The organism is Allobosea sp. UC22_33, assembly GCF_042700715.1.
Taxonomy (GTDB): domain Bacteria; phylum Pseudomonadota; class Alphaproteobacteria; order Rhizobiales; family Beijerinckiaceae; genus Allobosea.
The window spans coordinates 5,301,085-5,326,166 of record NZ_CP170556.1; the positions used below are offsets into that span (position 1 = coordinate 5,301,085).

24 protein-coding genes are annotated in these 25,082 nt (G+C 67.3%); 8 read left to right on the forward strand and 16 right to left on the reverse strand.

The features are described 5' to 3' along the window. Positions 1-34: 34 nt before the first annotated feature. Positions 35-1,948 carry a molecular chaperone DnaK gene (dnaK, locus tag ACFJGT_RS25650; protein WP_377844231.1) on the forward strand — a complete coding sequence of 638 codons (1,914 nt, stop codon included), beginning with the start codon at positions 35-37 and terminating at the stop codon, positions 1,946-1,948. Positions 1,949-2,081: 133 nt separating this feature from the next. Beyond that, entirely contained in the window at positions 2,082-3,218 is a 1,137-nt protein-coding gene (gene dnaJ / locus ACFJGT_RS25655; RefSeq protein WP_377844234.1) for a molecular chaperone DnaJ, read from the forward strand. Between the two features lie 68 nt (positions 3,219-3,286). Here the strand turns inward: dnaJ and ACFJGT_RS25660 are convergent, their stop codons facing one another. Next, positions 3,287-3,478 carry a CsbD family protein gene (locus ACFJGT_RS25660; protein WP_377844236.1) on the reverse strand — a complete coding sequence of 64 codons (192 nt, stop codon included), beginning with the start codon at positions 3,476-3,478 and terminating at the stop codon, positions 3,287-3,289. Between the two features lie 78 nt (positions 3,479-3,556). After that, entirely contained in the window at positions 3,557-4,372 is an 816-nt protein-coding gene (locus ACFJGT_RS25665; RefSeq protein WP_377844238.1) for a helix-turn-helix domain-containing protein, read from the reverse strand. A 128-nt stretch (positions 4,373-4,500) separates the two neighbouring features. Between ACFJGT_RS25665 and ACFJGT_RS25670 the strand changes: the two genes are divergently transcribed. Both ACFJGT_RS25670 and ACFJGT_RS25675 read left to right on the forward strand, forming a co-directional pair. Continuing rightward, positions 4,501-4,926: a hypothetical protein gene (locus ACFJGT_RS25670; protein WP_377844241.1), complete on the forward strand. Its 426-nt coding sequence runs from the start codon at positions 4,501-4,503 to the stop codon at positions 4,924-4,926. A gap of 70 nt (positions 4,927-4,996) precedes the next feature. Beyond that, positions 4,997-7,198 (forward strand): esterase-like activity of phytase family protein, encoded by a 2,202-nt coding sequence (locus ACFJGT_RS25675; RefSeq protein WP_377844243.1) that lies wholly within the window; start codon positions 4,997-4,999, stop codon positions 7,196-7,198. Between the two features lie 87 nt (positions 7,199-7,285). Here ACFJGT_RS25675 and ACFJGT_RS25680 read toward each other — a convergent pair whose 3' ends face one another. The 5 genes from ACFJGT_RS25680 to ACFJGT_RS25700 are packed head-to-tail and all read right to left on the reverse strand — an operon-like array spanning position 7,286 to position 10,327. Continuing rightward, positions 7,286-8,086: a MetQ/NlpA family ABC transporter substrate-binding protein gene (locus tag ACFJGT_RS25680; RefSeq protein ID WP_377844246.1), complete on the reverse strand. Its 801-nt coding sequence runs from the start codon at positions 8,084-8,086 to the stop codon at positions 7,286-7,288. 42 nt (positions 8,087-8,128) lie between these two features. Continuing rightward, the gene (locus ACFJGT_RS25685; RefSeq protein WP_377844252.1) at positions 8,129-8,794 is read right to left on the reverse strand and encodes a methionine ABC transporter permease; all 666 of its coding nucleotides are present in this window, start codon (positions 8,792-8,794) and stop codon (positions 8,129-8,131) included. Next, positions 8,784-9,890, reverse strand: coding sequence for a methionine ABC transporter ATP-binding protein (locus tag ACFJGT_RS25690; RefSeq protein WP_377844254.1), 1,107 nt, complete (start codon positions 9,888-9,890; stop codon positions 8,784-8,786). Before ACFJGT_RS25690 ends, ACFJGT_RS25685 begins: the two co-directional genes overlap by 11 nt. Before the next feature lie 7 nt (positions 9,891-9,897). After that, on the reverse strand, positions 9,898-10,071 hold the full coding sequence (locus ACFJGT_RS25695) for a hypothetical protein (protein ID WP_377844257.1): 174 nt from the start codon (positions 10,069-10,071) through the stop codon (positions 9,898-9,900). 7 nt (positions 10,072-10,078) lie between these two features. Further along, positions 10,079-10,327 (reverse strand): hypothetical protein, encoded by a 249-nt coding sequence (locus tag ACFJGT_RS25700; RefSeq protein WP_377844259.1) that lies wholly within the window; start codon positions 10,325-10,327, stop codon positions 10,079-10,081. A gap of 410 nt (positions 10,328-10,737) precedes the next feature. On the opposite strand from ACFJGT_RS25700, the gene ACFJGT_RS25705 reads away from it, so the two are divergent. Together ACFJGT_RS25705 and ACFJGT_RS25710 are read left to right on the forward strand one after the other, a co-directional pair. Further along, the gene (locus ACFJGT_RS25705) at positions 10,738-11,115 is read left to right on the forward strand and encodes a hypothetical protein (RefSeq protein ID WP_377844261.1); all 378 of its coding nucleotides are present in this window, start codon (positions 10,738-10,740) and stop codon (positions 11,113-11,115) included. A gap of 109 nt (positions 11,116-11,224) precedes the next feature. Then, positions 11,225-11,704 carry a copper chaperone PCu(A)C gene (locus tag ACFJGT_RS25710; RefSeq protein ID WP_377844263.1) on the forward strand — a complete coding sequence of 160 codons (480 nt, stop codon included), beginning with the start codon at positions 11,225-11,227 and terminating at the stop codon, positions 11,702-11,704. A 102-nt stretch (positions 11,705-11,806) separates the two neighbouring features. On the opposite strand, the gene ACFJGT_RS25715 is transcribed toward ACFJGT_RS25710, so the two are convergent. Next, a complete protein-coding gene (locus ACFJGT_RS25715; RefSeq protein ID WP_377844265.1) occupies positions 11,807-12,736 on the reverse strand; it encodes a dihydrodipicolinate synthase family protein in 930 nt (309 codons plus the stop codon). A gap of 28 nt (positions 12,737-12,764) precedes the next feature. Continuing rightward, positions 12,765-13,451, reverse strand: coding sequence for a fumarylacetoacetate hydrolase family protein (locus tag ACFJGT_RS25720; RefSeq protein ID WP_377844268.1), 687 nt, complete (start codon positions 13,449-13,451; stop codon positions 12,765-12,767). 215 nt (positions 13,452-13,666) lie between these two features. Between ACFJGT_RS25720 and ACFJGT_RS25725 the strand changes: the two genes are divergently transcribed. Beyond that, positions 13,667-13,876, forward strand: a complete 210-nt coding sequence (locus ACFJGT_RS25725; protein ID WP_061971665.1) for a cold-shock protein — start codon at positions 13,667-13,669, stop codon at positions 13,874-13,876. A 141-nt stretch (positions 13,877-14,017) separates the two neighbouring features. Here the strand turns inward: ACFJGT_RS25725 and ACFJGT_RS25730 are convergent, their stop codons facing one another. Together ACFJGT_RS25730 and ACFJGT_RS25735 are read right to left on the reverse strand one after the other, a co-directional pair. Further along, positions 14,018-15,256: a multidrug effflux MFS transporter gene (locus ACFJGT_RS25730; protein WP_377844271.1), complete on the reverse strand. Its 1,239-nt coding sequence runs from the start codon at positions 15,254-15,256 to the stop codon at positions 14,018-14,020. Positions 15,257-15,416: 160 nt separating this feature from the next. Further along, positions 15,417-16,052, reverse strand: a complete 636-nt coding sequence (locus ACFJGT_RS25735) for a glutathione S-transferase family protein (protein WP_377844273.1) — start codon at positions 16,050-16,052, stop codon at positions 15,417-15,419. 125 nt (positions 16,053-16,177) lie between these two features. Here ACFJGT_RS25735 and ACFJGT_RS25740 point away from each other — a divergent pair, with 125 nt between their 5' ends. Beyond that, positions 16,178-16,930: a hypothetical protein gene (locus ACFJGT_RS25740; RefSeq protein ID WP_377844275.1), complete on the forward strand. Its 753-nt coding sequence runs from the start codon at positions 16,178-16,180 to the stop codon at positions 16,928-16,930. 229 nt (positions 16,931-17,159) lie between these two features. Here ACFJGT_RS25740 and ACFJGT_RS25745 read toward each other — a convergent pair whose 3' ends face one another. The 5 genes from ACFJGT_RS25745 to ACFJGT_RS25765 form a co-directional block, all read right to left on the reverse strand. Continuing rightward, positions 17,160-18,107, reverse strand: coding sequence for a lysylphosphatidylglycerol synthase domain-containing protein (locus tag ACFJGT_RS25745; RefSeq protein WP_377844277.1), 948 nt, complete (start codon positions 18,105-18,107; stop codon positions 17,160-17,162). A gap of 189 nt (positions 18,108-18,296) precedes the next feature. Next, entirely contained in the window at positions 18,297-18,863 is a 567-nt protein-coding gene (locus ACFJGT_RS25750) for a hypothetical protein (RefSeq protein WP_377844279.1), read from the reverse strand. 42 nt (positions 18,864-18,905) lie between these two features. Further along, positions 18,906-20,663: an ABC transporter ATP-binding protein/permease gene (locus tag ACFJGT_RS25755; protein WP_377844281.1), complete on the reverse strand. Its 1,758-nt coding sequence runs from the start codon at positions 20,661-20,663 to the stop codon at positions 18,906-18,908. A gap of 182 nt (positions 20,664-20,845) precedes the next feature. Then, complete coding sequence (locus ACFJGT_RS25760; protein ID WP_377844284.1) at positions 20,846-23,131, reverse strand: NADP-dependent malic enzyme; 2,286 nt, start codon at positions 23,129-23,131, stop codon at positions 20,846-20,848. Positions 23,132-23,252: 121 nt separating this feature from the next. Next, positions 23,253-25,082: a methyl-accepting chemotaxis protein gene (locus ACFJGT_RS25765; RefSeq protein ID WP_377844286.1), complete on the reverse strand. Its 1,830-nt coding sequence runs from the start codon at positions 25,080-25,082 to the stop codon at positions 23,253-23,255.

Genomic DNA, 25,082 nt, shown 5'->3' on the forward strand with positions numbered 1-25,082 from the left:
TCGGCGATCTGCTCAATCGAAAGGGATCCCATCCATGGGTAAAGTCATTGGTATCGACCTCGGCACGACCAACAGCTGCGTTGCAGTGATGGAAGGCTCGACGCCCAAGGTCATCGAGAATTCGGAAGGCGCACGCACCACGCCCTCCATCGTCGCCATCACGGATGACGGCGAGCGTCTGGTCGGCCAGCCCGCGAAGCGCCAGGCCGTCACCAACCCGGAGCGCACCTTCTTCGCCATCAAGCGCCTCATCGGCCGGACCTTCGACGATCCGATGACGCAGAAGGACCTGAAGCTCGTTCCCTACAAGATCAAGAAGGCCTCCTCGGGCGACGCCTGGGTCGAAGCCGACGGCAAGGATTATTCGCCGTCGCAGATCTCGGCCTTCACGCTGACCAAGATGAAGGAGACGGCGGAGGCCTATCTCGGCCAGCCCGTCACCCAGGCCGTCATCACGGTTCCCGCCTATTTCAACGACGCCCAGCGCCAGGCGACGAAGGATGCCGGCCGCATCGCTGGCCTCGAAGTGCTGCGCATCATCAACGAGCCGACGGCGGCTGCGCTGGCCTACGGCCTCGACAAGAAGCAGGCCGGTACCATCGCGGTCTATGACCTCGGCGGCGGCACCTTCGACGTCTCGATCCTCGAGATCGGCGACGGCGTCTTCGAGGTGAAGTCGACCAATGGCGACACCTTCCTCGGCGGCGAGGACTTCGACATGCGCCTCGTCGAGTATCTCGCGGACGAGTTCAAGCGCGAGCAGGGCATCGACCTGAAGAAGGACAAGCTCGCTCTGCAGCGCCTGAAGGAAGCGGCGGAGAAGGCCAAGATCGAGCTCTCGACCACGGCCCAGACCGAGATCAACCTGCCCTATATCACGGCGGATGCCTCGGGCCCGAAGCACCTCGCCATCAAGCTCTCGCGCGCCAAGTTCGAGAGCCTGGTCGACGACCTGATCCAGCGCACCATCGAGCCCTGCAAGAAGGCGCTCAAGGATGCCGGCCTGTCGGCGGGCCAGATCGACGAGGTCGTCCTCGTCGGCGGCATGACCCGCATGCCGAAGGTGCAGGAGGTCGTGAAGCAGTTCTTCGGCAAGGAGCCGCATAAGGGCGTCAACCCTGACGAGGTCGTCGCCATCGGCGCGGCAGTCCAGGCCGGCGTGCTGCAGGGCGACGTCAAGGACGTGCTGCTGCTCGACGTGACCCCGCTCTCGCTCGGCATCGAGACGCTGGGCGGCGTCTTCACGCGCCTGATCGACCGCAACACCACGATCCCGACCAAGAAGAGCCAGGTCTTCTCCACCGCCGAGGACAACCAGAACGCGGTGACGATCCGGGTCTTCCAGGGCGAGCGCGAGATGGCGGCCGACAACAAGCTGCTCGGCCAGTTCGACCTGATGGGCATTCCGCCGTCTCCGCGGGGCATGCCGCAGATCGAGGTGACCTTCGACATCGACGCCAACGGCATCGTGTCCGTGACGGCGAAGGACAAGGCCACCAACAAGGAGCAGCAGATCAAGATCCAGGCTTCCGGCGGCCTCAGCGAGGCCGATATCCAGAAGATGGTGAAGGATGCCGAGGCGAACGCCGCCGAGGACAAGAAGCGCCGCGAGGTGGTCGAGGCCAAGAACCAGGGCGAGAGCCTGGTGCATTCGACCGAGAAGTCGCTGAAGGACTATGGCGACAAGGTCTCCGAGGCCGACAAGGGCGCGATCGAGACCGCCGTTGAGGCGCTCAAGACCGCGCTGACCGGCGACGACGCCGAGGCCATCACGGCCCGCACCAACGAGCTGATGCAGGCTTCGATGAAGCTGGGCGAGGCGATGTATGCGGCGAGCCAGGCCGAAGGCGCCACCGCCGAGGGCGGGCAGCCCGAGGAAGCCAAGAAGGACGACGTCATCGACGCCGACTTCAAGGACGTCTCGGACGACAAGAAGAAGAGCGCGTAACCCGCGCTCGTAACGCAAGCGACGTTGTGGCCGGGCTTGACCCGGCCATCTCGTTCGGGAATGGCCTGCTGGACGGATGGCCGGGCTCGCTGCCCGGCCATGCCGCGTCAAAGCTGCGGGGACAGACGTTTCGATGTCGAAGCGCGATTACTACGAGATTCTCGGCGTCAGCCGGACCGTGACGGAGGTCGAGCTCAAGGGCTCTTTCCGCAAGCTCGCGATGCAGCACCATCCGGACAAGAATCCCGGCGACAAGGACGCCGAGATCAAGTTCAAGGAAATCAACGAGGCCTACCAGGTCCTCTCCGACGGCCAGAAGCGCGCGGCCTATGACCGCTTCGGCCACCAGGCCTTCGAGAATGGCGGCGGCGGTGGCCCCGGTGGCAATGCCGACTTCTCCGACTTCATGTCGGATATCTTCGATTCCTTCTTCGGTGATGCCCGTCGCGGCGGCGCGCGCGGCGCCAATGGCCGCGAGCGCGGCGCCGACCTGCGCTACAATCTCGAGATCGGGCTGGAAGAGGCCTTCACCGGCAAGAACGAGTCGATCCGGGTGCCGACCTCGGTCTCCTGCGAATCCTGCTCCGGCACCGGCGCCAAGCCCGGCTCGAAATCGCGTCAGTGCCCGACCTGCGGCGGCCATGGCCGCGTCCGTGCCAATCAGGGCTTCTTCTCGGTCGAGCGGACCTGCCCGACCTGCTCGGGCCGCGGCGAGGTCATCGACGACCCCTGCAAGAACTGCCAGGGCGCCGGCCGCGTCACCCGCGAGCGCACGCTCTCCGTGAATATCCCCGCCGGCGTCGAGGACGGCACGCGCATTCGCCTCGCCGGCGAGGGCGAGGCCGGCCTGCGCGGCGGGCCTCCCGGCGATCTCTACATCTTCCTCTCGATCAAGCCGCACGCGATCTTCCAGCGCGACGGCGCCGACCTGTTCTGCCGCGTGCCGATCGGGCTGGTCTCAGCCGCGCTCGGCGGCGAGATCGAGGTGCCGACGCTCTCCGGCGAGCAGGCGCGGGTGAAAATCCCCGAGGGCACCCAGACCGGCAAGCAGTTCCGCCTGAAGGCCAAGGGCATGAGCGTGCTGCGCTCGCGCGAGGTCGGCGACCTCTACATCCAGGTCGTGGTCGAGACGCCGCAGAAATTGACGGCCCGCCAGCGCGAATTGCTGGAGGAGTTCGAGCGCGAAAGCTCGCACACCAACCACCCGGAGACCGCGGGCTTCTTCGGCCGGGTCAAGGATTTCCTCGGCGGCTTCGGCGGCACGGCCTGAGCTGCAATCGGAACCAAATATGAAAAGGGCCGCCTTTCGGCGGCCCTTTTGCTTTTGAGGCAGATGCCTCAGACCTTGTCGACGGCCTTCTTGACCGCATCCTTGCCCTTGCCGATCGCCTGCTGGGCTTCGCCCTTCAGCTCCTGGGCCTTGCCCTCGGCTTCCAGGCCCGGCTTGTTGAACGCCTTGCCGGCGGCCTGCTTGACGTTGCCGGCGGCCTCGTTGGCGAGACCCTTGATCTTGTCGGTCGTGCTGCTCATAGCGCTTAGCTCCTGAACGTCCGGCCCCCTGGCCGTTTTCCGCCAGACCAACCGACATCAAACGGAAAGGTTCCAGCATCAGGTCGCCGCTTCGCTTCCCGCTGCGAGGGCGCGCAGAGCTTCGGCGGTCGCCGCGTCGGCTGGAAAGAAGGTCTCCAGCGCCAGTTCCGACAAGGTGACGTCGATGGGCGTGCCGAACACGGTGGTCGTCGAGATCAGCGACAGCACGGTCTCCCCGAGCCGCAACTGCATGGGCACCACGATCGCGGCCTCTGCCTCGGCTTCGTGGCGGGTGCCGGCGCCCGGATGAGAGTAGGCCATCAGCTCGCCCAGCAATTCGCCGAGTTTGGCATCCGCTGTCGCCCGCACCTGCTGGCGCAGCCTCGCCAGGAGATGGGCGCGCCATTCCGCGAGATTGAGGATGAAGGGCGCGAGTCCCTGCGGATGCAGCGACAGGCGCAGCACATTGACGGGCGCCCGCAGCAGTTCCGCATCCGCGACGAGGCCGAGCAGCCGCGTCACGGCATTGTTGTAGGCCAGCAGCGTCCAGTGCCGGTCGACGGCGACGGCCGGATAGGGCTCGTGCCCCCTGAGGATCAGGTCGATCGCGCTGCGGGCGGCATCCAGCGACGGGTCTTCCAGCGAACGCTCCGGGTAGATCGGGGCATAGCCGGCCGACAGGAGCAATGCGTTGCGCTCGCGCAGGGGCACGCCGAGATGCTCTGCCAGGAGCAGAACCATCTCGCGGCTCGGGCGCGAGCGGCCGCTTTCGATGAAGCTCAGGTGCTTCTGCGAGATTTCGGCTTCGAGTGCGAGATCGAGCTGGCTGAAGCGGCGGAGCTGGCGCCAGTCGCGAAGGAGCGCGCCGATCGGAGGGGGCTGATGCGTGTTCATGGCGGAGAAGCTAGCGATCCCGAGGGCCGGTTCCAATTACCTCCCGCTTAATCGACGGGCCGACGCGGTTCCGTCAGCATTCCCCTCATCGAAACGGGCTTGAGGCCCTAACCGCCAAGGAGAATGCCATGTCGCTCATCCAGTCCTCGCCGCTGCTGCGCACCGCTCTCGCCCTCGATGCCGCGGCCTGCGCCGGCATGGGCCTCATCCTCGCCGCTGCCGCCGGGCCGCTCGCCGCTCCGCTCGGCCTGCCCGTGGAGTTCCTGCGCGGCGCCGGCCTCGTGCTGCTGCCCTGCGCGGCGCTTCTCGGCTGGTTCGCAGGCCGCAAGACCCTGCCGCACCTCGCAATCTATGCCGTGATCGGCGTCAATCTGCTCTGGATCGCCGACAGTATCGCGATCCTGCTGATGGGCTGGTTCGCGCCGACCGGGCTCGGTATCGCCTTCGTCCTGGCGCAAGCCGCTGCGGTCGCCATCGTGACCGAACTCGAAGTGATCGGCTTCAAGCGCTCGGGCGCGGCCCTGCCTGCCGGCGACGCGGCGGCCCTTCGGTGAAAACCGTCATCTGACTGTCGCATGGGCTGACTAGCCGACGGACCTCTGTTTCCGTCAGCGGTGAGAACCCATGCGCCAGCCTCTCGTCCTCGCGGCTCTCGCCGCTGTCCTGCTCAGCGGCACGGCCATGGCCGAGCCGCTCTTCAACCGGATCGCCACCTTCTCCGTGCCGCAGAACCTGCCGGCCGATCGCGATCCCGCCAAGAAGACCGTCTCCGAGATCATCGCCGCCAATGGCGACGGCACACTGCTCGCCTATACCGACGCGGAGCAGAAGGCGCTGGGGATCATCGACATCGCCGACCCCGCCAACCCGAAGCCGGCCGGCTTCGTGCCGCTCGAAGGCGAGTCCACCTCGGTCACCATCCTCGGCGACAAGGCCTTCGTCGCGGTCGTCACCTCCGGCAACAATTTCAAGGAACCGGCCGGCCATCTCGCCACCGTCGACCTCAAGACGAAGCAGGTCGTGGCGAAATGCGACCTCGGCGGCCAGCCGGACTCGGTCACGCTGACCAAGGACAAGGGCAAGATCGTCATCGCCATCGAGAACGAGCGTGACGAGAAGCTCAACAAGGGCGCCCTGCCGCAGCTCCCCGCCGGCAACCTCACCCTGATCGGCATCAAGGACGGCGCGATCGACTGCGCCACCCGCCAGATCGTCGACATGACCGGCATCGCCGCCGTCGAGCCGACAGATCCGGAGCCGGAATTCGTCGATGTCAATCAAGACGGGCTCGTCGTGGTGACGCTGCAGGAGAACAACCACCTCGTCATCGTCGACTCGAAGACCGGCAAGGTCGTGACGCATTTCTCGGCCGGTAGCGTCGATCTCAAGAACATCGACAAGACCCGCGACGGCAAGATCAGCCCGACCGAGGAGCTGAAGGGCGTCGCGCGCGAGCCTGACGCCGTGCGCTGGATCGACAATGACCGCTTCGTCACCGCCAACGAGGGTGACTGGAAGGGCGGCTCGCGCGGCTTCACGATCTTCCGCAAGGACGGCACGGTCGAGTTCGATTCCGGCTCCGATGTCGACCACATCGCCATGCGCCTCGGCCATTATCCCGAGCGCCGTTCGGCGGCCAAGGGCAGCGAGCCCGAGGGCATCGAGGTCGCGACCTACGGTAACGACCGGCTGATCTTCGTCGGGCTGGAGCGCGCCTCGCTGGTGCTGGTCTACAAGGACGAGGGTGCGGGCAAGGCGCCGCGCTTCCTGCAGGCGCTGCCGACCGGCATCGGTCCGGAAGGCCTGCTCGCCATCCCGCAGCGCGATCTCTTCGTTTCGGCTTCCGAGACCGATGTCGGCGAGAAGGGCGGCGCGCGTTCGTCCGTGATGATCTATCGCCGCGCCGAGCAGGCCGCCGCCTATCCGACGATCCAGTCCGCCGACGAGAACGGCCTGCCGATCGGCTGGGGCGCGCTCTCGGGCCTCGCTGCCGATCGCGCGGCGCCCGGCAAGCTCTTCGCGATCACCGACAGCGCCTATACGCCCTCGCGCCTCCTCGAGATCGACGCGACGCAGAAGCCCGCGAAGATCACCGGCGCGCTCACCGTCACCAAGGACGGCAAACCCGCTTCCTACGATCTCGAAGGCATCGCCACCCGCGAGGGCGGCGGCTTCTGGCTGGCCTCCGAGGGTAATCCCGAGAAGAAGGATGCGGTGCTCGACGACATCCTGCTGCGCGTCTCGGCCAAGGGCGAGGTCGAGGAAGAGATTCGCCTGCCGGAAGCGCTCGCGAAGCATGCGGTCCGCTTCGGCTTCGAGGGCGTGGCGGTGACCGGCACGGGCGCTGACGAGACCGTCTGGCTCGCCGTCCAGCGCGAATGGAAGGACGATCCCAAGGGCAAGGCTAAGCTCCTCTCCTACAAGCCGGCGACCAAGGAATGGGGCGTGCTGCATTACCCGCTGTCGCAAGCTGCCGCGGGCTTCTGGATGGGCCTGTCCGAACTCGTCGCGCTGGGTGACGACCGCTTCGCCGTGATCGAGCGCGACAACGGCTTCGGCGCCAAGGCGGTGAAGACGCTCCAGACCTTCTCGGTGAAGGGTCTGAAGCCGGCCGCGATCGGCGCGGCGGACATCCCGACCGTGACCAAGACCCTGCTGCGCGACCTGACGCCGGACCTGATGAAGGCTGGCGGCTACGGCCTCGACAAGGTCGAGGGCATGACGGTCGACAAGGCCGGCAACCTCTTCGTGGTCACCGATAATGACGGCGTCGACGATTCCTCCGGCGAAACCCAGTTCTTCGCCTTCGGCCCGCTGCCGCGCTGATCAGGCAAAAGAAAAGCCCCGGATGCTGTCCGCATCCGGGGCAAGGCGCCTGGCTATTTGACTGGAGAGCCAGGTGGGGAGGAACGGTTACCAGCCGGCGAGGACGGCGCCCTTGAAGCGCTCGGCGACGAAGGCCTTGATCTCGGGCGTGTGGTAGCTTTCGACCAGCGTCTTGACCCAGGGCTTGTCCTTGTCGACGCTGCGCACGGCGATCAGGTTGACATAGGGGCCCTTGGCGTCTTCGCGCAGGATCGCCGAGGCCGGATCGATCTTGGCATCGACGGCATAGTTGGTGTTGATCGCGGCGGCCGCGACATCGGCCAGCGAGCGCGGGGTCTGCGCGGCCTCGATCTCGATGATCTTGAGCTTCTTAGGGTTGCCGACGATGTCGGCCGGGCTCGGCTTGAAGCCGACGCCGTCCTTCAGCTTGATCACGCCCTTGTCCTGCAGCAGCAGGAGCGAGCGGCCGCCATTGGTCGGGTCGTTCTGGATCGCCACGGTCGAGCCATCCGGCACCTGCGACCAGTCCTTGTACTTGGCCGAATAGATGCCGAGCGGGAAGTTCACGGTGAGGCCGACGCTCTCGATCTTGAAGCCGCGATCCTTCACCTGGTTGTCGAGATAGGGCTGGTTCTGGAAGGAATTGGCCTCCAGCTCGCCGGCATCGAGCGCCTGGTTCGGCACGACATAGTCGGAGAACTCGATGATCTTGAGGTCGATGCCCTTCTTGGCGACGATCGGCTTCACCTTCTCCAGGATCTCGGCATGCGGGCCGGGCGAGACGCCGATGCGAACCACCTGGTTCTGCTGGGCGAGAGCCGGGACGGCGGTGAGGGTCAGGGCGAAGCCGGCGAGCAGCGCGGCGCGGCGGTTGAGAGAGATCGTCATGATGTCGTTTCCTTCAGTCGGATGCGGATGAACGGGGAAGCGTCAGGCGTGGCGCAGGCGCTTGTTGAGATGGCGGGCGAGCCGGTCGCCGATGCTCTGGACGAGCTGGACGAGGACGATGAGCACGGCGACGACCGCCGCCATCACGTCCGGCATGAAGCGCTGGTAGCCGTAGCGGATGCCGAGATCGCCGAGCCCGCCGCCGCCGACCGCGCCGACCATGGCCGAGAAGCCGATCAGGCTGACCAGCGCCAGCGTCAGGCCGAGCACGATCGCCGGCAGGGCCTCGGGCACCAGAACCTTGCGCACGATCTGCACGGGCGTGGCCCCCATGGCGCGCGCGGCCTCGACCAGCCCCTGATCGACCTCGCGCACCGCACCTTCGATCAGCCGCGCGATGAACGGCGTCGCGGCGACGGTGAGCGGCACGATCGCGGCGGCGGTGCCGATCGAGGTGCCCGCGATCAGACGGGTGAACGGGATGATCGCGACGACGAGGATGATGAAGGGCGTCGAGCGCGTGGCGTTGACCAGCGTGCCGAGGAACAGGTTGGCGGCGGGCGCCGCGAACAATTCGCCGCGCTTGCTGGTGGCGAGGAAGACGCCGAGCGGCAGGCCGAAGACCGTGCCGATCCCGGCCGCGACTGCGACCATGGCGAGCGTATCCAGCGTCGACTGGGCGATCAGGCGGATGATGTCAGGAGACATGGCCGATCACCTCCGCCTTGAGCCCGAGGCTCCTGAGGGCGCCGAGCACGGCGTCGCTCTCCGGGGCGCGCGAGGGCACCGTGACGAGCAGGCTGCCGAAGGGTTGGCCGGCGATGGCGTCGATCCGCCCGGCCAGGATATTGACGTCGACCCCGACGATGGCGCTGAGCCGGCTGATCACCGGAGCGGTCGCGTTCTCGCCGAGGAAGGTGATGCGCAGCACGATATTGTCGCCGGGGCGCGCATCCCTCCGGATGCGATGGGCGAGATGCTCGGGCAGTTCGACGCCGGTGACCGTCTCGACGAAGCTCGCCGTCGTCGGATGCTGCGGGTTGGTGAAGACCTCGAAGGTCTCGCCCTGCTCGACGATACGCCCGCCCTCGATCACCGCGACGCGGTCGCAGATCTCCTTGATGACGGGAATCTCGTGCGTGATCAGCAGGATGGTGATGCCGAGCTCGCGATTGACCTGCTTCAGCAAAGCGAGGATCGAGCGCGTCGTCTCGGGGTCGAGCGCCGAGGTCGCCTCGTCGCAGAGCAGCACCTTCGGATCGGTGGCGAGCGCCCTGGCGATGCCGACGCGCTGCTTCTGCCCGCCCGAGAGCTCGGCCGGATAGCGCGCGCTCTTGTCGGACAGGCCGACGAGCGCCAGCAGACGCTCGACCTTGGCCGTGATCTCGGCCTTGCCAGCGCCGGCGATCTCCAGCGGCAGCGCGACATTGTCGAAGACCGTGCGCGAGGACAGCAGGTTGAAATGCTGGAAGATCATGCCGATCCGGCGGCGCTGCTGGCGCCAGCCGGATTCGGTGAGGCCGGTGACATCCGTGCCCTCGATCAGGATGCGCCCTTCGGTGGCGCGCTCCAGCCCGTTGACGAGGCGGATCAGCGTCGACTTGCCGGCGCCGGAGCGGCCGATCACGCCGAGAATGGTCCCGGCGGGCACGTCGAGATCGATCCCGGCGAGCGCGCTGACCGGCTGCTGGCCGCGGCGGCCCGGATAGGTCTTGCCGACCTGCTCGAAGCGGATCGCCGGATCAGGCAATGCCAAAGGGGTAACGCCGGCACTGAGCGTGCCGGGTCTGACGGGGGCGTTCATCATGTCCTCAGAAATGCGTGTGGCAGGACCAGTGGGCGATGCCGAGCTGCTCGATGGTCACGTCATGGACCGAGCGGCGCTGGTCGTCCGCGGTCGCGGCGTCGAGCGGGTCGAAGGTCAAGGGAACGGCCTGGGCGAACCAATTCGCGATGCCATCCCAGAGGGCGGAGAGAAGCTGCATCGCCGCCTCACGAAGCCAGGAGCAGTGGGGTGCGCCGCTGCGAGCGGAAGAGCCGGCGTGCGGCGATCTCGGCGGCGCCGGGCGTTGCGAAACGCTGCCCGTCCAGCGCCCGGAAGGCGGCGGAGGCCGAGACGAAGGTGAAGTCGCGCTCGTCGGCACGGCGGCTCACGAGGCCGATCTGTGCCTCGCCGAGCTCGATGACATAGGCTTGCTGCGCCGGGCGAGCCCGGGCGGGGAGGGAATGAAGCTGGGACATGGAACTGCCTTCTGCCGCCGATGCGGCATGTGTCGGAACGAACGGATGGGAAGGACCTTTCGGCCTTGCGATCTCAGCGTCGACAGCGGCAGGACATGTGGCGGAAGCGGATCGGGCTTCGGCTCGCTTTCACCATGGTCATGTCAGTCTCCTCGATCTGGAGCCCACGACCCAGTCGTGGCGCTTTAGCGTTTGGTGACGCGGCGCAAGCTGCTGCTCAAATCTCCGCGGCTCCCCGATTGCTCCGGGAACACTCGCAATCTGAGGGAGATCGTCCTCTTTGTCAATCGGATCGTTCTTTTGAAGAAACGATACGCTGGAGAAGAATATTCTCCGGACGCCGTCGATCGCCCGCCGGATGCGGCAATGCGCGGCTTGACGAAACCGGGCAAGCGGCGCCATTTGCGGCCATGCAGGCTCGCGCCGCCCTCCTCGACCGTCTTCGCCGCTCCGGGCTCGGAGCCTGGCTGGCGGTCGCCTATGCGTTGTGCGTGCTGGCTCTGGCGCTCGCGCCGGCCCCGGCGCTCGCGGCGCTGAGTGGCCATGACGGTGTCGTGCTCTGCTCGGGCGCGCCGGTTCCGGAGGACGGCCAGCCCGTCCCGCTCGGCGATCTCACCCATTGCAAGGGTTGCCCGCTCAATCCCGTCCTCGCCGGGCCTCCAACCGCGACCGTGCCGGCGCCGGGGCGGCTCGCCACGCGTCTGGCATCGCCGGCATTGTTGGCGGAGGGTTTGCCGCATCGCTTCGCGGCCGGGCTTGCGCAGTCGCGCGCACCGCCGCGGGGCTGAACGCCTCGCCTGCCTCACTGCATCCAATTCAGGCCTGTCCGCCCGCAACGGGCGACGGCGATCTTTCACGAGGCTGCACCAGCGGCCTTATCCGTTCGGGATATCCATCATGAAGCTTTCCTCTTCGCTCGCCGCCGCGGCTCTCCTGCTCTCGGCCGGCTTCGCCTCTGCCCATGAATTCAAGGCCGGGCCGCTCAAGATCGGCCATCCCTGGTCCCGCGCCACGCCGGCCGGCGCCAAGGTCGGCGGCGGCTATCTCTCCATCGAGAACACCGGCCCGGCCGCCGACCGGCTGGTCTCGGTTTCCGTTCCCTTCGCGGCTCGTTCTGAAATCCACGAGATGGCGGTGAAGGACGGCATCATGACGATGCGGCCGCTGGATCAGGGCGTCGAATTGCCCGTCGGCAAGAAGGTCGAGTTCAAGCCCGGCGGCTACCACATCATGTTCATGGACCTGAAGCAGCCGCTCAAGCAGGGCGAGATGATGAAGGGCACGCTCACCTTCGAGAAGGCCGGGACCGTCGATGTCGAGTTCAAGGTCGACTCGATCGCCGCCAAGGGCGCCGAGGGCGAGCACAAGGGGCATTGAGCCGGTAGACCCACGCGTCATGCTCGGGCCTGACCCGAGCATCTCTTGCCGGAGATTCTCGGGTCACCGCTGCGCGGCGCCCGAGAATGACGTTCCGATCGATCAGATCTTCGCGCGCGGATCGTGCTTGGCGATGCGCGACAGCAGATAGTCCACCTCGGCCTTCGCAGCGGCGCTGAGGACGGAGCCCGGCTTGCGCTGGGCGTCATGGCTCAGGATGCCGCGCTTCATCATCGTGTACTTGCGCACGGCCAGGCCGACGCCCTGCTGCTGCTCGTAGCGCATCAGCGGCAGATGCGCGTCGAAGATGTCATGGGCCTCGTCGCGCTTGCCGGCCTTCTGCAGGCGCACCACGTCGATCAGCAGCTCCGGGAAGGCGTAGCCGGTATTGGCGCCGTCGGCGCCGCGCTCCATCTCGAAATCGAGGAAGAGGCCGCCATTGCCAGTCACGATCGAGATCGGCCGCAGCGATCCCTCTTTCTGGAACTTGCGCAGGGTCGATATCTTCTCGAGACCCGGCCAGTCCTCGTGCTTCAGCATCACGCAGGAGGGGTTGTCCATGACGATCTTGCGGATCACCGCCGGCGTCATCACTACCGAGAGCGTCAACGGATAGTCCTGGATGACGAAGGGGATGTCGCTGCCGATCGCCTCGACGGCCTGCGCATAATAGCCGGTGATCTGGTCGTCGGTCCGCAGCGAGGGCGGCGGCGCGATCATCACGCCGCCGGCGCCGAGATCCATCACCTGCCGGGCGAGCGAGCGCATCGCGGCGAAGCCGGGCGCCGAGACGCCGACGATGATCGGCTTCCCGCCCATCCTGGCGACGCAGCGCTTGACCAGCTCGACCGATTCCTCGGGCTCGAGCTTGGGCGCCTCGCCCATGATGCCGAGCACGGTGACGCCGTCCGAGCCGATGTCGTGATAGAACTGGAACAGCCGGTCTGCCGAGGCCCAGTCGATGCTGCCGTCGGGATTGAACGGGGTCGGCGCGATCGGGAAGACGCCGGAGGCGTCGGGGGTGAGGCGCATGATGCGGTCCTTCGCGATGGCTGTCTGATCAGGCGATGCGGGTGCGGACGGTGCCGACACCGGCGATCACGCCTTCGAGCACATCGCCCTTGCCGACGGCGGCGACGCCTTCCGGCGTGCCCGTGAAGATCAGGTCGCCCGGCTTCAGTTCGACGAGGCCGGAGAGATAGGCGATCGTCTCCTCGACATTCCAGATCTGCTTGGCGAGGTCGGAGCTCTGGCGCACGACGCCGTTGACGGTGAGCTCGATCTTGCCGGCGCTGGGATGGCCGGCATGGCTTGCGGGCACGATCTCGCCGATCGGGCCGGAGAGGTCGAAGCCCTTGGCCATGTCCCAGGGGCGGCCGGCCTTCTTGGCGATGTTCTGCAGGTCGCGGCGGGTCATGTCGAGCCCGGCGGCATAGCCGTAGACATGAGCCAGCGCTTCGGATTCCGTGATGTCCCTGCCGCCGGTGCCGATCGCGACGACGAGCTCCATCTCGTGGTGGAGGTCTTTCGTCTTCGTCGGATAGGGCATGTCGGCGCCGTTGATCACCAGCGCGTCGGCCGGCTTGGTGAAGAAGAACGGGTCCTCGCGGTCGGGGTCATGGCCCATCTCGCGGGCATGTTCGGCATAGTTGCGGCCGACGCAGAAGATGCGTCGTACCGGGAAGGAGCCGCCGCCCGCGACCGGAACGGCCATCACGGCCGGCGGTTCGATCACATAATTGCTCATCCTGATGCTCCCTCGATCACAAGCTTGCGCCGTTCATGGGCGAGCGGCGCGAGGACCGCAAGCGGCTTGCGTCGCGGCGGGCTTGCGCGGGAGGCATTGCGGCACGCTTTTCGCAGGCGCGGCACGGGTTGTGCGGCGCGTCGTTGCAAGTGGAACGATTTGCTCTTTACACTGCCCCGCCGGGGGAACCGGCGAGCCTATGGAAGGAACGGCATGTGAGTACGGGAACCGTGAAATGGTTCAACGAGACCAAGGGTTACGGCTTCATCACCCCGGATGGCGGCGGCAATGATGTCTTCGTCCATGTCAGCGCGGTGACGCGCGCTGGTCTGCGCGGTCTGAACGAGGGGCAGAAGGTCAGCTATGATCTCGAGCCTGACCGCAAGACCGGCAAGAACTCGGCCGTGAACCTGCAGACGACCTGAGCGCTTCGATGCGTTCTGCGGGAAGGCGGTGGCGGCGTCTTTCCCGAGCCTAGCGCGGACCGCTTTCGGTCTCGATCGGACCGAAGCGGATTCCAGGCATTCCCGTCGCCGCAGGCGGCGGTGCGAAGGTGGAGAGCCCTTTCAGGCCCGGCCCGGCGCCGGGTGGAACAGCCGGCCCCTCTCCACGATCAGCACGACGACGAGCGCCGCGATGCCGCAGAGCGCGAAGCCCAGCGTCAGCGGCACGACCGTGCCGTTGAAATGCTGGCCGATATAGAAGCCGAGCAGCGCGCCGATCACCGTCGTCACGAAGCCCTGCACCGAGGAGGCCGTGCCGGCGACATGGCCGAGCGGCTCCATCGCCATGGCGCCGAAATTCGGGCCGATCAGTCCGAAGCAGAACATCGCCCCGCCCTGCAGGATCGCGAAGCTCCAGAGCGATTCATGGCCGGCGAGCGCCACCAGCGCATGGATGCTTGTCAGCGCGATATAGCCGAGCAGCGCGCCATGCGAGACGCGGCGCATGCCGAGCCGCCCGACGATGCGCGAGTTCAGCAGCGAGGAGGCCGCCATGAACATCGCGATCAGCGCGAAGATCGTGGTGAACAGCTCCGGCGCGTGGAAGACGTCGACGAAGACCTGTTGCGCCGAGTTGATGAAGCCGAACAGGCCGCCGAGCACGAAGGCCATGGCCAGCATGTAGCCGACGCCGATGCGGCTGGTCAGCGTCGTGCGGAAGGAAGCCAGTACGCTCGCCGGCTCGATCGGCTTGCGATCCTCGGGATGCTGGGTCTCGGGCAGCTTCAGCAGGACCCAGATCATCACGACAGCACCGAAGCCGGTCAGCACACCGAATATCCAGCGCCAGGGTGCGACCCAGAGGATCGCCTGCCCGATCGAGGGCGCCAGGATCGGCACGGCCAGGAAGACGATCATGGCGAGCGACATGACACGCGCCATCTCGCGGCCGGCATAGCAGTCGCGCACGATCGAGACGACGAGAACGCGGGTCGCGGCGGCACCGATGCCCTGCACCACGCGCGCCGCCATCATCGCCTCGAAGGAGCCTGCGAAGGCCGCGGCGATGCTGGCGATGACATAGATCGTCAAGCCCACGAGCAGGACCGGACGCCGGCCATAACGATCCGAGATCGTGCCATAGAAGATCTGCGAGACGCCGAAGCCGAGCAGATAGGCGGTGATGATCCACTGCCGCTCGTTGGCCTCGGCGATGCCGAGGGACTCGGCCATCTGCGGCAGGGCCGGCAGCATCGAATCGATGGCGAGCGCATTCGTCGCCATCAGCGCGGCGGTGAGGCCCACGAAGGGGTAGAAGCCCATGCCGTGGCGCGGCCTGGCGATGGCGGACATGTCGTTCATGGCGATCGCGGTTTTTCGTGCAAGACCCGGCGGCTGCGGTCATCCGGCAGCGGCGGGCGATAGTCTGATCGCAGGATTAGCTCTGCTGGCAGCGCGCGGCAACCGGTCCAGCCGGTCATGGGCCATGCGCCGGGCGCGTTTCCCGGCGCATGCTGCGGCATCAGGCCTGTTTTTGCATCTCGGCCATCAGCGCATCGTCGATCTCGTTGGCGCGACGGGCTGCCGGCCGTGCCGAGATGCGGGCACCGTAGGCCTCGAAGGCCGGCCGCTTCTCGATCGTGCCGAACTGCATTCCCCACAGCACCTGCGACCCGACATAGACGTCGGCCGCGCTGAAGCGGTCGCCGGTCAGGTAGTCGCTGCGGCTCACCGCGTATTCGAGCGTATCCATCGCATCGGCATAGGTGCCGTAGCCGATCGAGCGTGCCCGGTCGGCAGGGACTTCCATGCCGAAGGCCTTGTGGCTGACGGCAGCCTCGACCGGGCCGGCGGCGAAGAACATCCAGCGGTAATACGGGCCGCGCAGCCGGCTGCCCGGCTCCGGCGCGAGCCCGGCCTGCGGAAAGGCATCGGCCATATAGGCGCAGATCGCGGCGCATTCGGTGACGACCATATCGCCATGCACCAGCGCCGGCACTTTGCCCATCGGGTTGATCGCCTTGTAGGCGGCGCCTTTCATGGGCTCGCCGAAGCCGACGATCTCGGCGCGATAGGGCTGGCCGATCTCCTCCATCATCCAGCGCGCGATGCGCCCGCGCGACATCGGGTTCGTATAGAGAACGAGTTCGTCTGCCATCGTCTTTTGCCTCCTTGATCGGCCGAGGATGCCCTTATCCCGCGGCATCGGCGTGACGCTGTCAGGAGCATCGCCTGACGCGCTGAACTCAAGCTGCTATCGTCGCCGCGAAACAGGACGAGGATATGGACGAATCACGCGTGGCGCGCAGCGTCTCCGTCAGTGACGGACGGATGGCGATCGAGGGCTTGTCGACCCGCTATGTCCAGGATGCGGCGCGGCGCTTCCGGCTCTCGGCCTCGGGCTTGCGCTTCGTCGGCGGCTTCGAGAGCCGTGATGGGCGTCTGGAAGAGAGCCGGCGCTTCCTCGCCGAGGCGACCGTGATCGATGGCGGCCTGCGCCGCGCGGGCTTCGAGGGCGAGGCCGGCACGATCGGCCTGACCTTGCGGCCGCTGACACAGGCCGGAGAGCAGCCGCGCCTGCTCCTGATGCTCGGCTACCGCGACGAGAATGGCGAGGCACTGCCCTTCGCCGAGGCCTTTCTGGCGCCGGCCGTGTTTGAGGCCCTCAAGGCAGACATGCTCTCCGGCTTGGCGCAGGAACTCTCGCTCAGCGCCACGACCAGCCTCTGGATCCGCGAGGAAGATCGCGGGCGTGCGAATGGCGAGCTGCTCGACTGGTATCTGGGCCTCGATGCCGATGGCCGCTCGACCCAGCCCGCGCGCGGCTTCATCGAGACCATCGAATGGCGGCCCGGCCCCCTTTCGCCGGTTGCCGTCGAGGCCGCGCCGTTGCCTGCTCCGGCGCCGGAAGCTGTCCATGAGAGCGAGGAAGACTGGCCGGAAACCGCGGCCGAACAGCTCGGCAAGATCAACTGGAGCTTCCGCCTGCTCCTGCTGATGCTCGCTTTCCTGCTGATCATCGTGGCGATGAAATAGGGTCTTTGAGGCCCTCAGAGCTTGGCTATCCGGCCTTGTCAACGCGCTGCCGTCATTCCGGGGCTTCGCGTTAGCGAAGAGCCGGAACCCAGAACCGATATGGCTTCCGCAAAAAGGCGCGGTCAGGCCACGGCTCGAAATCCATGATGACATCGGTTCTGGGTTCCGGGCTCGGGCCTCCGGCCCGCCCCGGAATGACGCCGTGGCTCCCCAAGATACCAGCAGACCCTCAGGTCTCGTGGCGGCGGATGCGGCGGATCATCTCGTTCAGGGCCAGCAGAACCAGCGCCAGGACGAAGGGCAGGATGTAATAGACCACCCGGAAGATCAGGAGCGCGCCCAGCACCTGCTCATAGGGAAAGCGGTTGAGCGCGACCAGCATCGTCGCCTCGAACACGCCGAGCCCGCCCGGCGCGTGGCTGGCGATGCCGATCAGGCAGGCGAAGATATAGGCGGCGAGGAAGGTCGGGTATTCCAGGCCATAGCCGCCGGGCAGCAGCACGAAGAGCACGGCCGCTGCCGCGCAGACCTCGCAGGCGCCGAGCGCCATCTGGCCGAGCGTGGTGCCGAGCCCGGGCAGGTGAAGGTTCCAGCCGCGCACGCGGATCGTGCGCTCGTCGGTCGCGATCCAGGCGAGATAGCCGAGGATGCCGAGGCCGACGAGCCCGCCGACGACCTGGACGATCAGCGGCGAGGTCCGCGCCAGCATCGCGACCGCTTCCGAGGCATAGAACAGGCTGGCGCAGAGAATGGCGCCGAGCCCGAGCCAGAAGGTGATGCCGGCGATCACGGTCAGGCTCGCGACCTCGGAAGCCCGCACGCCCTTCGGCGAATAGATCCAGTAGCGCACGGTGCCGCCGGTCACGATCGGGAAGCCGAGCGTGAAGGAGACGGAATAGCTGGTGAAGGAGGCCAGCGCCGTGGTGCGATAGGGGATCGAGAGACCGAGCCGGCGCAAGGCCAGCGCGTCGTAGCCGGTCAGCAGCAGGTAGCTCAGCGCCGTGAAGGCGCAGGCCAGGCCGAGCTGGCGCAGGCTCGCATTCTGGAAGGCGCCGGCGAGCTGGCCCGGCTCCATCCCGCTGATGATGTGCCAGAGCACGACCAGCGAGGCACCGAAGATGACGACGCTCGCCAGCGGCCCGAGCCACCACCAGCGGCTGCGCTTGCGCAGGGGCATTCCGGGCTCATGCGGGCCGAACGACATGCGCTCTCGGGGTTGCGCGGCGCTGCGGGATGCGGCGGCGCGGTGGCGGACAGGGCTCGGGCGAGCCCCGTCCGACAGATAGCGCCTTGGCGACAATTCACAAGCCGCTGCGGCGAATGGGCCGCATGAGGGAACCCGGAGGCGGGCGCGGCCGGAGTGGGCTCAGGCCGTCTTGCGGAAGATCCGCAGCGTCTTGAAGCCCTCGACCTCCTCGACCGGCATCGCCTTCATCCAGTCCGGGATCAGGCACTCCGCCACGTCATAGGCGTAGGAGCCTCTGTAGAACAGGATATAGCCGCCCTTGTCGGTCTGCGCGGTGAAAAGGTCCATCACCTCGCGGTCGGTCAGCGCGCCATAGGCGTCGTTCGCCTCGCCCCGGAACTCGCCGCTATGGAACAGGGTGACGACGTCGAAGCGCGGCAACAGGCGGGCATTGCTGGTGTAGATATCGCCGAAATAGGCGCTGTAGGTCTTCGTGACGTTGGGATTGTCGGTCGCGAGCTTGATGAAGGACTCGTATTCCTGCGGCGAGGCGGTGATGCCCAGCACCGTGTTGTCGAGATGCGGCTCGGCGCAGCGCAGGCCTACATAGTGGTGGCCGCCGGTGCCGAAATGGTAGATGCGCTTGCCGCTGAGCTTCTCCTGCTCCAGCCATTCGACGAAATGCACGTCGCAGGGGCACTGCTCGATCTCGAGGCCCCAGAACGCATCCCAGATATTCATCTTCACGGTGTTTCTCCTCTCTGAATAGGTTTTTCGTTGTGAGGTCGGTCAGCGGGCTTGGCTGGTCGCGGCGATGCGGGACTCCGCAAAACCCTCGCGCTCGACGATTTCGGCGACGCCCCTGATCCGGCGCAGCACGATCCTGTGGCTGGCACTCTCCGCCAGCCCCGGGCTCTGCCCGAAGGCGATGATGATCGCGCGGGGCAGGGCGGCGCGCAGCTCGGTCAGGGCCTCCAGCGCCGCCTCGGTCTCAAGTGCGCTGGTCGCCTCGTCGAGCAGGACGATCGCGGGATCGGCCAGTTCGGTCCGGGCGAGCGCGAGCCGCTGCCGCTCGGCCCGGGTCAGGCTCCTGTTCCAGTCTTCCTCGCCATCCAGCCGCGAAGTCAGGGTCGACAGGCCGTAGCGGCGCAAGGTCGCGGCGATTTCCGGCGCGGGGCGGGGCCGGTCGCCCTGGAGGAGATGACGCAGGCCGATCCCCGGCAGTTGCAGATGCTGGGGCACGGTCGCGACGCGGGCGCCGCGCGGCAGCACGATCGCGCCCTCGCCCTGCTGCCAGAGCCCGGCGATGGCCTGCATCAGCGCGTTCTTGGCGAAGCCGGCATCGCCGGTGACATGGAGCACGGCGCCTGCCGGCAGCACGAAACTGACGCCCGCCGCGAGCGCGTGGCCGGCCCCGTCATGCAGCGTCACCGCCTCCAGCCGCAGGCTGTCATGCGGGCCGTCCTCGACGGTGAGGCCCTGTGCCGGCGGCTCTTGCTCGACCTCTTCCAGCGCATCGGCGAGTTCGTTGACGCGTCTTGCGGCGGCGAGCCATTCGGCGATGCGCATGAAATTGTCGAACAGCCAGTTGCAGGCGTTCTGCACGGCGACGAAGGCGGCGGCGACCTGCACGACCCCGCCCAGCGTCATCTCGCCGGCGAGATATTTCGGGGCCGCGAGCAGGAGCGGCACGACCGGCACCAGCGCGCTGCTGCCATTGGTGATCCAGGTCAGGCGCGCCCGCTGCGTGATCACGGAGAGCCAGCGCAGCACCAGCACGCTATGGCTCTGCGCCACGGCCTGGCGCTCGCCGGCCTCGGTGCGGGCAAGCGCGATCGCCTCGCCATGGTCGCGGATGCGCATCAGCGCGAAGCGCAGGCCGGCCTCGCTTTCCGTGCGCTGGGCGATGAGCCCGGCGAGGCGCCGCCCCACGGCCGTCACCAGCAGGGTGACGATGACGGCATAGAGGATCGCGGCGAGCACGAGATAGGCGGGGATCGTGATCTCGCTCCCGCCCCAGCTCAGGCTCAGGCTGCCGCCGATCTCCCAGAGGATCTCGATGAACATCACGATGGTGATGACGGAGGAGAGCAGGCCCATCGCGAAATCGACGATCGGCTCGGTTGCCCAGCGGACATCGTCGGCGATCCGGTATTCCGGATTGGCCGGCTCCTTGCCGGAGAGGCTCAGGCGGAAGAAGCGCCGGTCGCCGACCCAGCCATCGACCAGCTTGGCGGTGAGCCAACGCCGCCAATGCACCTGGAAGGTCTCGCGCGATTTCAGGATGAGGACGCCGAGCCCGGCAACCACCAGCACGATCACGGGAAACACGGCCATGGCGACGAGGGCGCTGTGGCCGTCCTTGCGCTCCAGCGCGTCGAAGAACCAGCCGTTCCAGCGGTTGACGGTGACGTTGGCGAAGACGGTGAGGATGACGCCGGCCGCCAGCAGCAGCGTCCAGAGCCAGGCGCAGCGCGCCGTCTCGCCGAGCCAGAAATCACGGGTCAAACGCGCGAAGCGCAGCGCGACCTGGCGATCTCCAGGCACGGCCGATCTCGCGCCTGTCGTCTCGTCGGGCGTCAGCACGGTTGTAATCAGTCCCCCAGGGCCGGTTTTCCGGTCTCCTCTGGGTCGAACCTGATCGGGCGAAAATGAACTCGACATGAACGGCAGGCGCCGCCGCCCTGGTGCGGGCGGCGGCGCCATGAGTCCGGCGTCTAAAGCGCTGACTAGCCGCCGATATTGAAGGCAGCCAGCGCCGCCATGTTGACGATGTCGGAATCCTTCGCGCCGAGCGGCACGATCTGGATCGGCTTGTCGAGGCCGACGATCAGCGGGCCGATCACGGTCGCGCCGCCGAGTTCCTGCAGCAGCTTGGTCGAGATCGAAGCCGAGTGGAAGGCCGGCATGATCAGCACGTTCGCCGGCCCGGAGAGGCGGCAGAACGGATACTGGCTCATCACCTCGCGGTTGAGCGCGACATCGGCGGCCATCTCGCCGTCATACTCGAAATCGACCCGCTGGCCGTCGAGCAGGGCGACGGCCTCGCGCACCTTCTCCGAGCGCTCGCCGGCCGGGTGGCCGAAGGTCGAGAAGGCGAGCATCGCGACCTTGGGCTCGTAGCCGAGCCTGCGGCCGACGCCGGCCGCCTCGATCGCGATCTCCGAGAGCTGCCGGGCCGTCGGCATCTCGGTGATCGCGGTATCCGCCACGAGCACGGTGCGGTCACGCGAGATCACGATCGAGACGCCGATCACCCGGTGCCCCGGCTTCTCGTCGATGACGCGGCGGACCTCCTCCAGCGCGATCGAGTAGTTGCGGGTGACGCCGGTGACCATCGCGTCGGCATCGCCCAGCGCCACCATCGCCGCGGCGAAATGGTTGCGGTCCTGGTTGATCAGGCGCTGGCAGTCGCGGAACAGGTAGCCCTGCCGCTGCAGCCGCTCGTAGAGATACTGTGCATAGGCGCTGTTGCGGTGGGAAAGCCGGGCGTTCTGGATCGAGATGCCCTTGGCTTCGAGGTCGACGCCGAGGAAGGTCGCGGCCTCCGAGATGCGGTCCTCGCGGCCGACGAGGATGGCGTGGCCGAGCCCCTGCGCCACGAAGGAGGCGGCGGCGCGGATCACCTGCTCCTCCTCGCCCTCGGCGAAGACGACGCGCTTGGGATAGCGCCGGACGCGCTCGAAGATGCGGTTGAGCGTGCCGGCGATCGGGTCGCGCCGGGCCGAGAGCTGCGCCTTGTAGGCGGCGGTGTCGACGATTGGCTTGCCGGCGACGCCGGTATCCATCGCCGCCTTGGCGACCGCCATCGGCACGACATGGATCAGACGCGGATCGAACGGCACCGGGATGATGTAGTCCTTGCCGTAGCGCGGTCGCGAGCCCTGATAGGCGGCCGCGACCTCGTCCGGCACGTCCTCGCGCGCCAGCATCGCCAGCGACTCGGCCGCGGCGATCTTCATCTCCATGTTGATCGTGGTGGCGCGCACGTCGAGCGCGCCGCGGAAGATGAAGGGGAAGCCGAGCACGTTGTTGACCTGGTTCGGATAATCCGAACGGCCGGTCGCCATGATCGCGTCGTCGCGGATGGCATGGACCTCCTCCGGCGTGATCTCCGGATCGGGATTGGCCATGGCGAAGATGATCGGGTTCGGCGCCATCGAGGCGACCATCTCCGGCGTCACCGCGCCCTTCTGCGACAGGCCGAAGAAGGCGTCGGCCCCGTCCAGCGCCTGGGCCAGCGTGCGCCGGTCGGTGACCGCCGCATGGGCCGATTTCCACTGGTTCATGCCCTCGGTGCGGCCCTGGTAGATCACGCCCTTGGTGTCGCAGAGGATGACGTTGTCGGGCTTGAAGCCCATCGCCTTGAGCAATTCGATGCAGGCGATGGCGGCAGCGCCCGCGCCGTTGATGACGAGCTTGGTCGCCTTGATGTCGCGTCCGGTGATATCGAGCGCGTTGATCAGGCCGGCGGCGGCGATGATCGCGGTGCCGTGCTGGTCGTCATGGAAGACGGGGATGTCCATCAGCTCGCGCAGGCGCTGCTCGATGATGAAGCATTCCGGGGCCTTGATGTCCTCGAGATTGATGCCGCCGAAGGACGGGCCGAGATAGCGCACGGCATCGATGAACTTGTCCGGGTCTTCGGTATCGACCTCGAGATCGATCGAGTCGACATCGGCGAAGCGCTTGAACAGGACCGACTTGCCCTCCATCACCGGCTTCGAGGCGAGCGCGCCGAGATTGCCGAGGCCGAGGATCGCGGTGCCGTTGGTGATCACCGCGACGAGGTTCGAGCGCGTCGTGTAGTCATAGGCGCGCGACGGGTCCTCCGCGATCGCCAGCACCGGCACGGCGACGCCGGGCGAATAGGCGAGCGAGAGGTCGCGCTGCGTCGCCATCGGTTTGGTCGGCACGATCTCCAGCTTTCCGGGCCGTCCCTGCGAGTGGAACAGCAAGGCCTCCTGGTCGGTGAAGGTCGGGCGGGCGCGCTTGGTCGTCGGACGGTCGTTCATCGAAGCGTCTTTTCTTGTGCGTTTCCTCGAGGGGAACCGAGCATAAGGCGGCGGCGCCCGAGATCACAAGCGGCGAGTGCTTCACAGAACTCTTGACGGAGCGGAGAGGTATCGCGGGCGGTCAGGCCCGCGAGGCCGTGCGCACGCTGCGCACGAAATCGGCGACGTAGCGGTCGAGCGCCTCGGTCTGTTCGTCGACCTTGCGGGCGGCTTCCGCGACATGGATCGCGGCATCGCCGGTGACGCGCGCCTCGACGCCGACGGCGCCGACATTCGTCGTGACGGCGCCGGCGCTCAAGGCGACGGCCTGCGCGTCGGTGGCGATCGTCGAGGCGATGCCGGCCTGGCGGCTGACGACGGCGGCGATCGCGCCCGAGGTCTGCTCGATCGTCGTCATCGTGCCCTCGATATGGGCCACGGCCTCGAAGGCGGTCGCGGCGGCGCCGCGGATATCGGCCAGCGTCGCGGCGATGTCGCGGGTCGCCTTCTGCGTCTGCTCGGCGAGCGTCTTGACCTCGCCCGCCACCACGGCGAAGCCGCGGCCGGCCGCGCCGGCGCGGGCCGCCTCGATCGTCGCGTTGAGGGCGAGCAGGTTGGTGCGGGCCGCGATCTCCTCGATGAAGTCGAGTACGGCGCGCACCTTGTCGGCGGCCTCCGTCAGCCCGGCGACGTCGCTGCGCGTGCTGCGGACATAGGATGCGGCGGCGCGCACGGTGTCGTCGGCATGGCTGGTCTGCTGGGTGAGTTCGCGGATTGAGGCCTCGATCTCCTCGGCCGCGAGCGCGACGCTGCCGATGCGGCGCGAGGCGCTGTCGGCTTCCTGTGTCACGCTTTCGGCGCGCAGGGTCGTCTTGTTGGCGTTCTCGACCATCTGACCGGCGGCGTCATGCATGCCGTGCAGCGCCGCGCCGACATCGCCCAGCGCCTTGCCGACGGTCCGTTCCAGATCGCTCGCGAGCGCCTCAAGCGTCGTCTTGCGCAGCGTCTCGATCTCGCCCCGGCGGGTTTCCAGTGTCTTCTCGGCGGTGATATCGAGCAGGATCCCGTCCCAGACCAGCGTGCCGTCGGGCAGGCGGCGCTTGGTCGATTCGCTGCGCAGCCAGACGATGCCGCCATCGGGCGCGTGATAGCGCCCCTCGAAGCGCCAGAGCGTCTCGCTCTCCTGCTGTTCGCGCCGCTGCTGGTCGAAGCGGGCACGATCCTCGGGCAGGAGCTTGCCGAGCCAGATCTCGGGATCGCGCTCGACCTCTTCCTTGGTGATCCCCAGCAGCTTGTCGATGGCGAAGGAGGCGAACTGGTAGGACATCGTGCCGTCCGTTCGCACGATGCGCTGGTAAAGCGTGCCCGGCGCGCGCTGGATCAGGGTGCGCAGGCGATAGGCGATTTCGCGGCGGTCATTGTCGTGGATGACGACGATGCCGGTGAGAATGATACCGATCGTGCTCACCAGGATCATCGCCGGGACGGCCTCGCGCAGAAAGCGCTCGCCGGCCTCGCCCGGTATGAAGGGCGTCGAGGCCAGCAGGCAGACGGCATCGAGCGAGGCGAGCAGGATCATGTCGCGCGCCATCAGCGGGCGCCGGCGCCGCGCCAGCCAGATCGAGAAGGCGATGCCGATCACCATGCGGATCGCGATGCCGCTGACGCCGGTCACCATGCCGACGCCGCCCATCATCACGCGCGTCACGAGCAAGGGCACCGCGGTGATAAGCGCCGCCACGGGGCCGCCGATCGGCCCCGCCAGGATGACGAAGGTATTGCGCGAATCGACGACGAGACCGGGCTGGAGCTGGACGGGGTTTGACATGCTCACGAGCGCGCCGGCCGCGAACAGGAGACCGACCGCGCAGGGACGCAGCCAGTCCCGCCCGACCAGCCACGGCGCGATCACCGTCAGCAGCAACCCCGCGAACAGCAGGAAGAACAGGCTCTGGACGAGATTGATGATCAA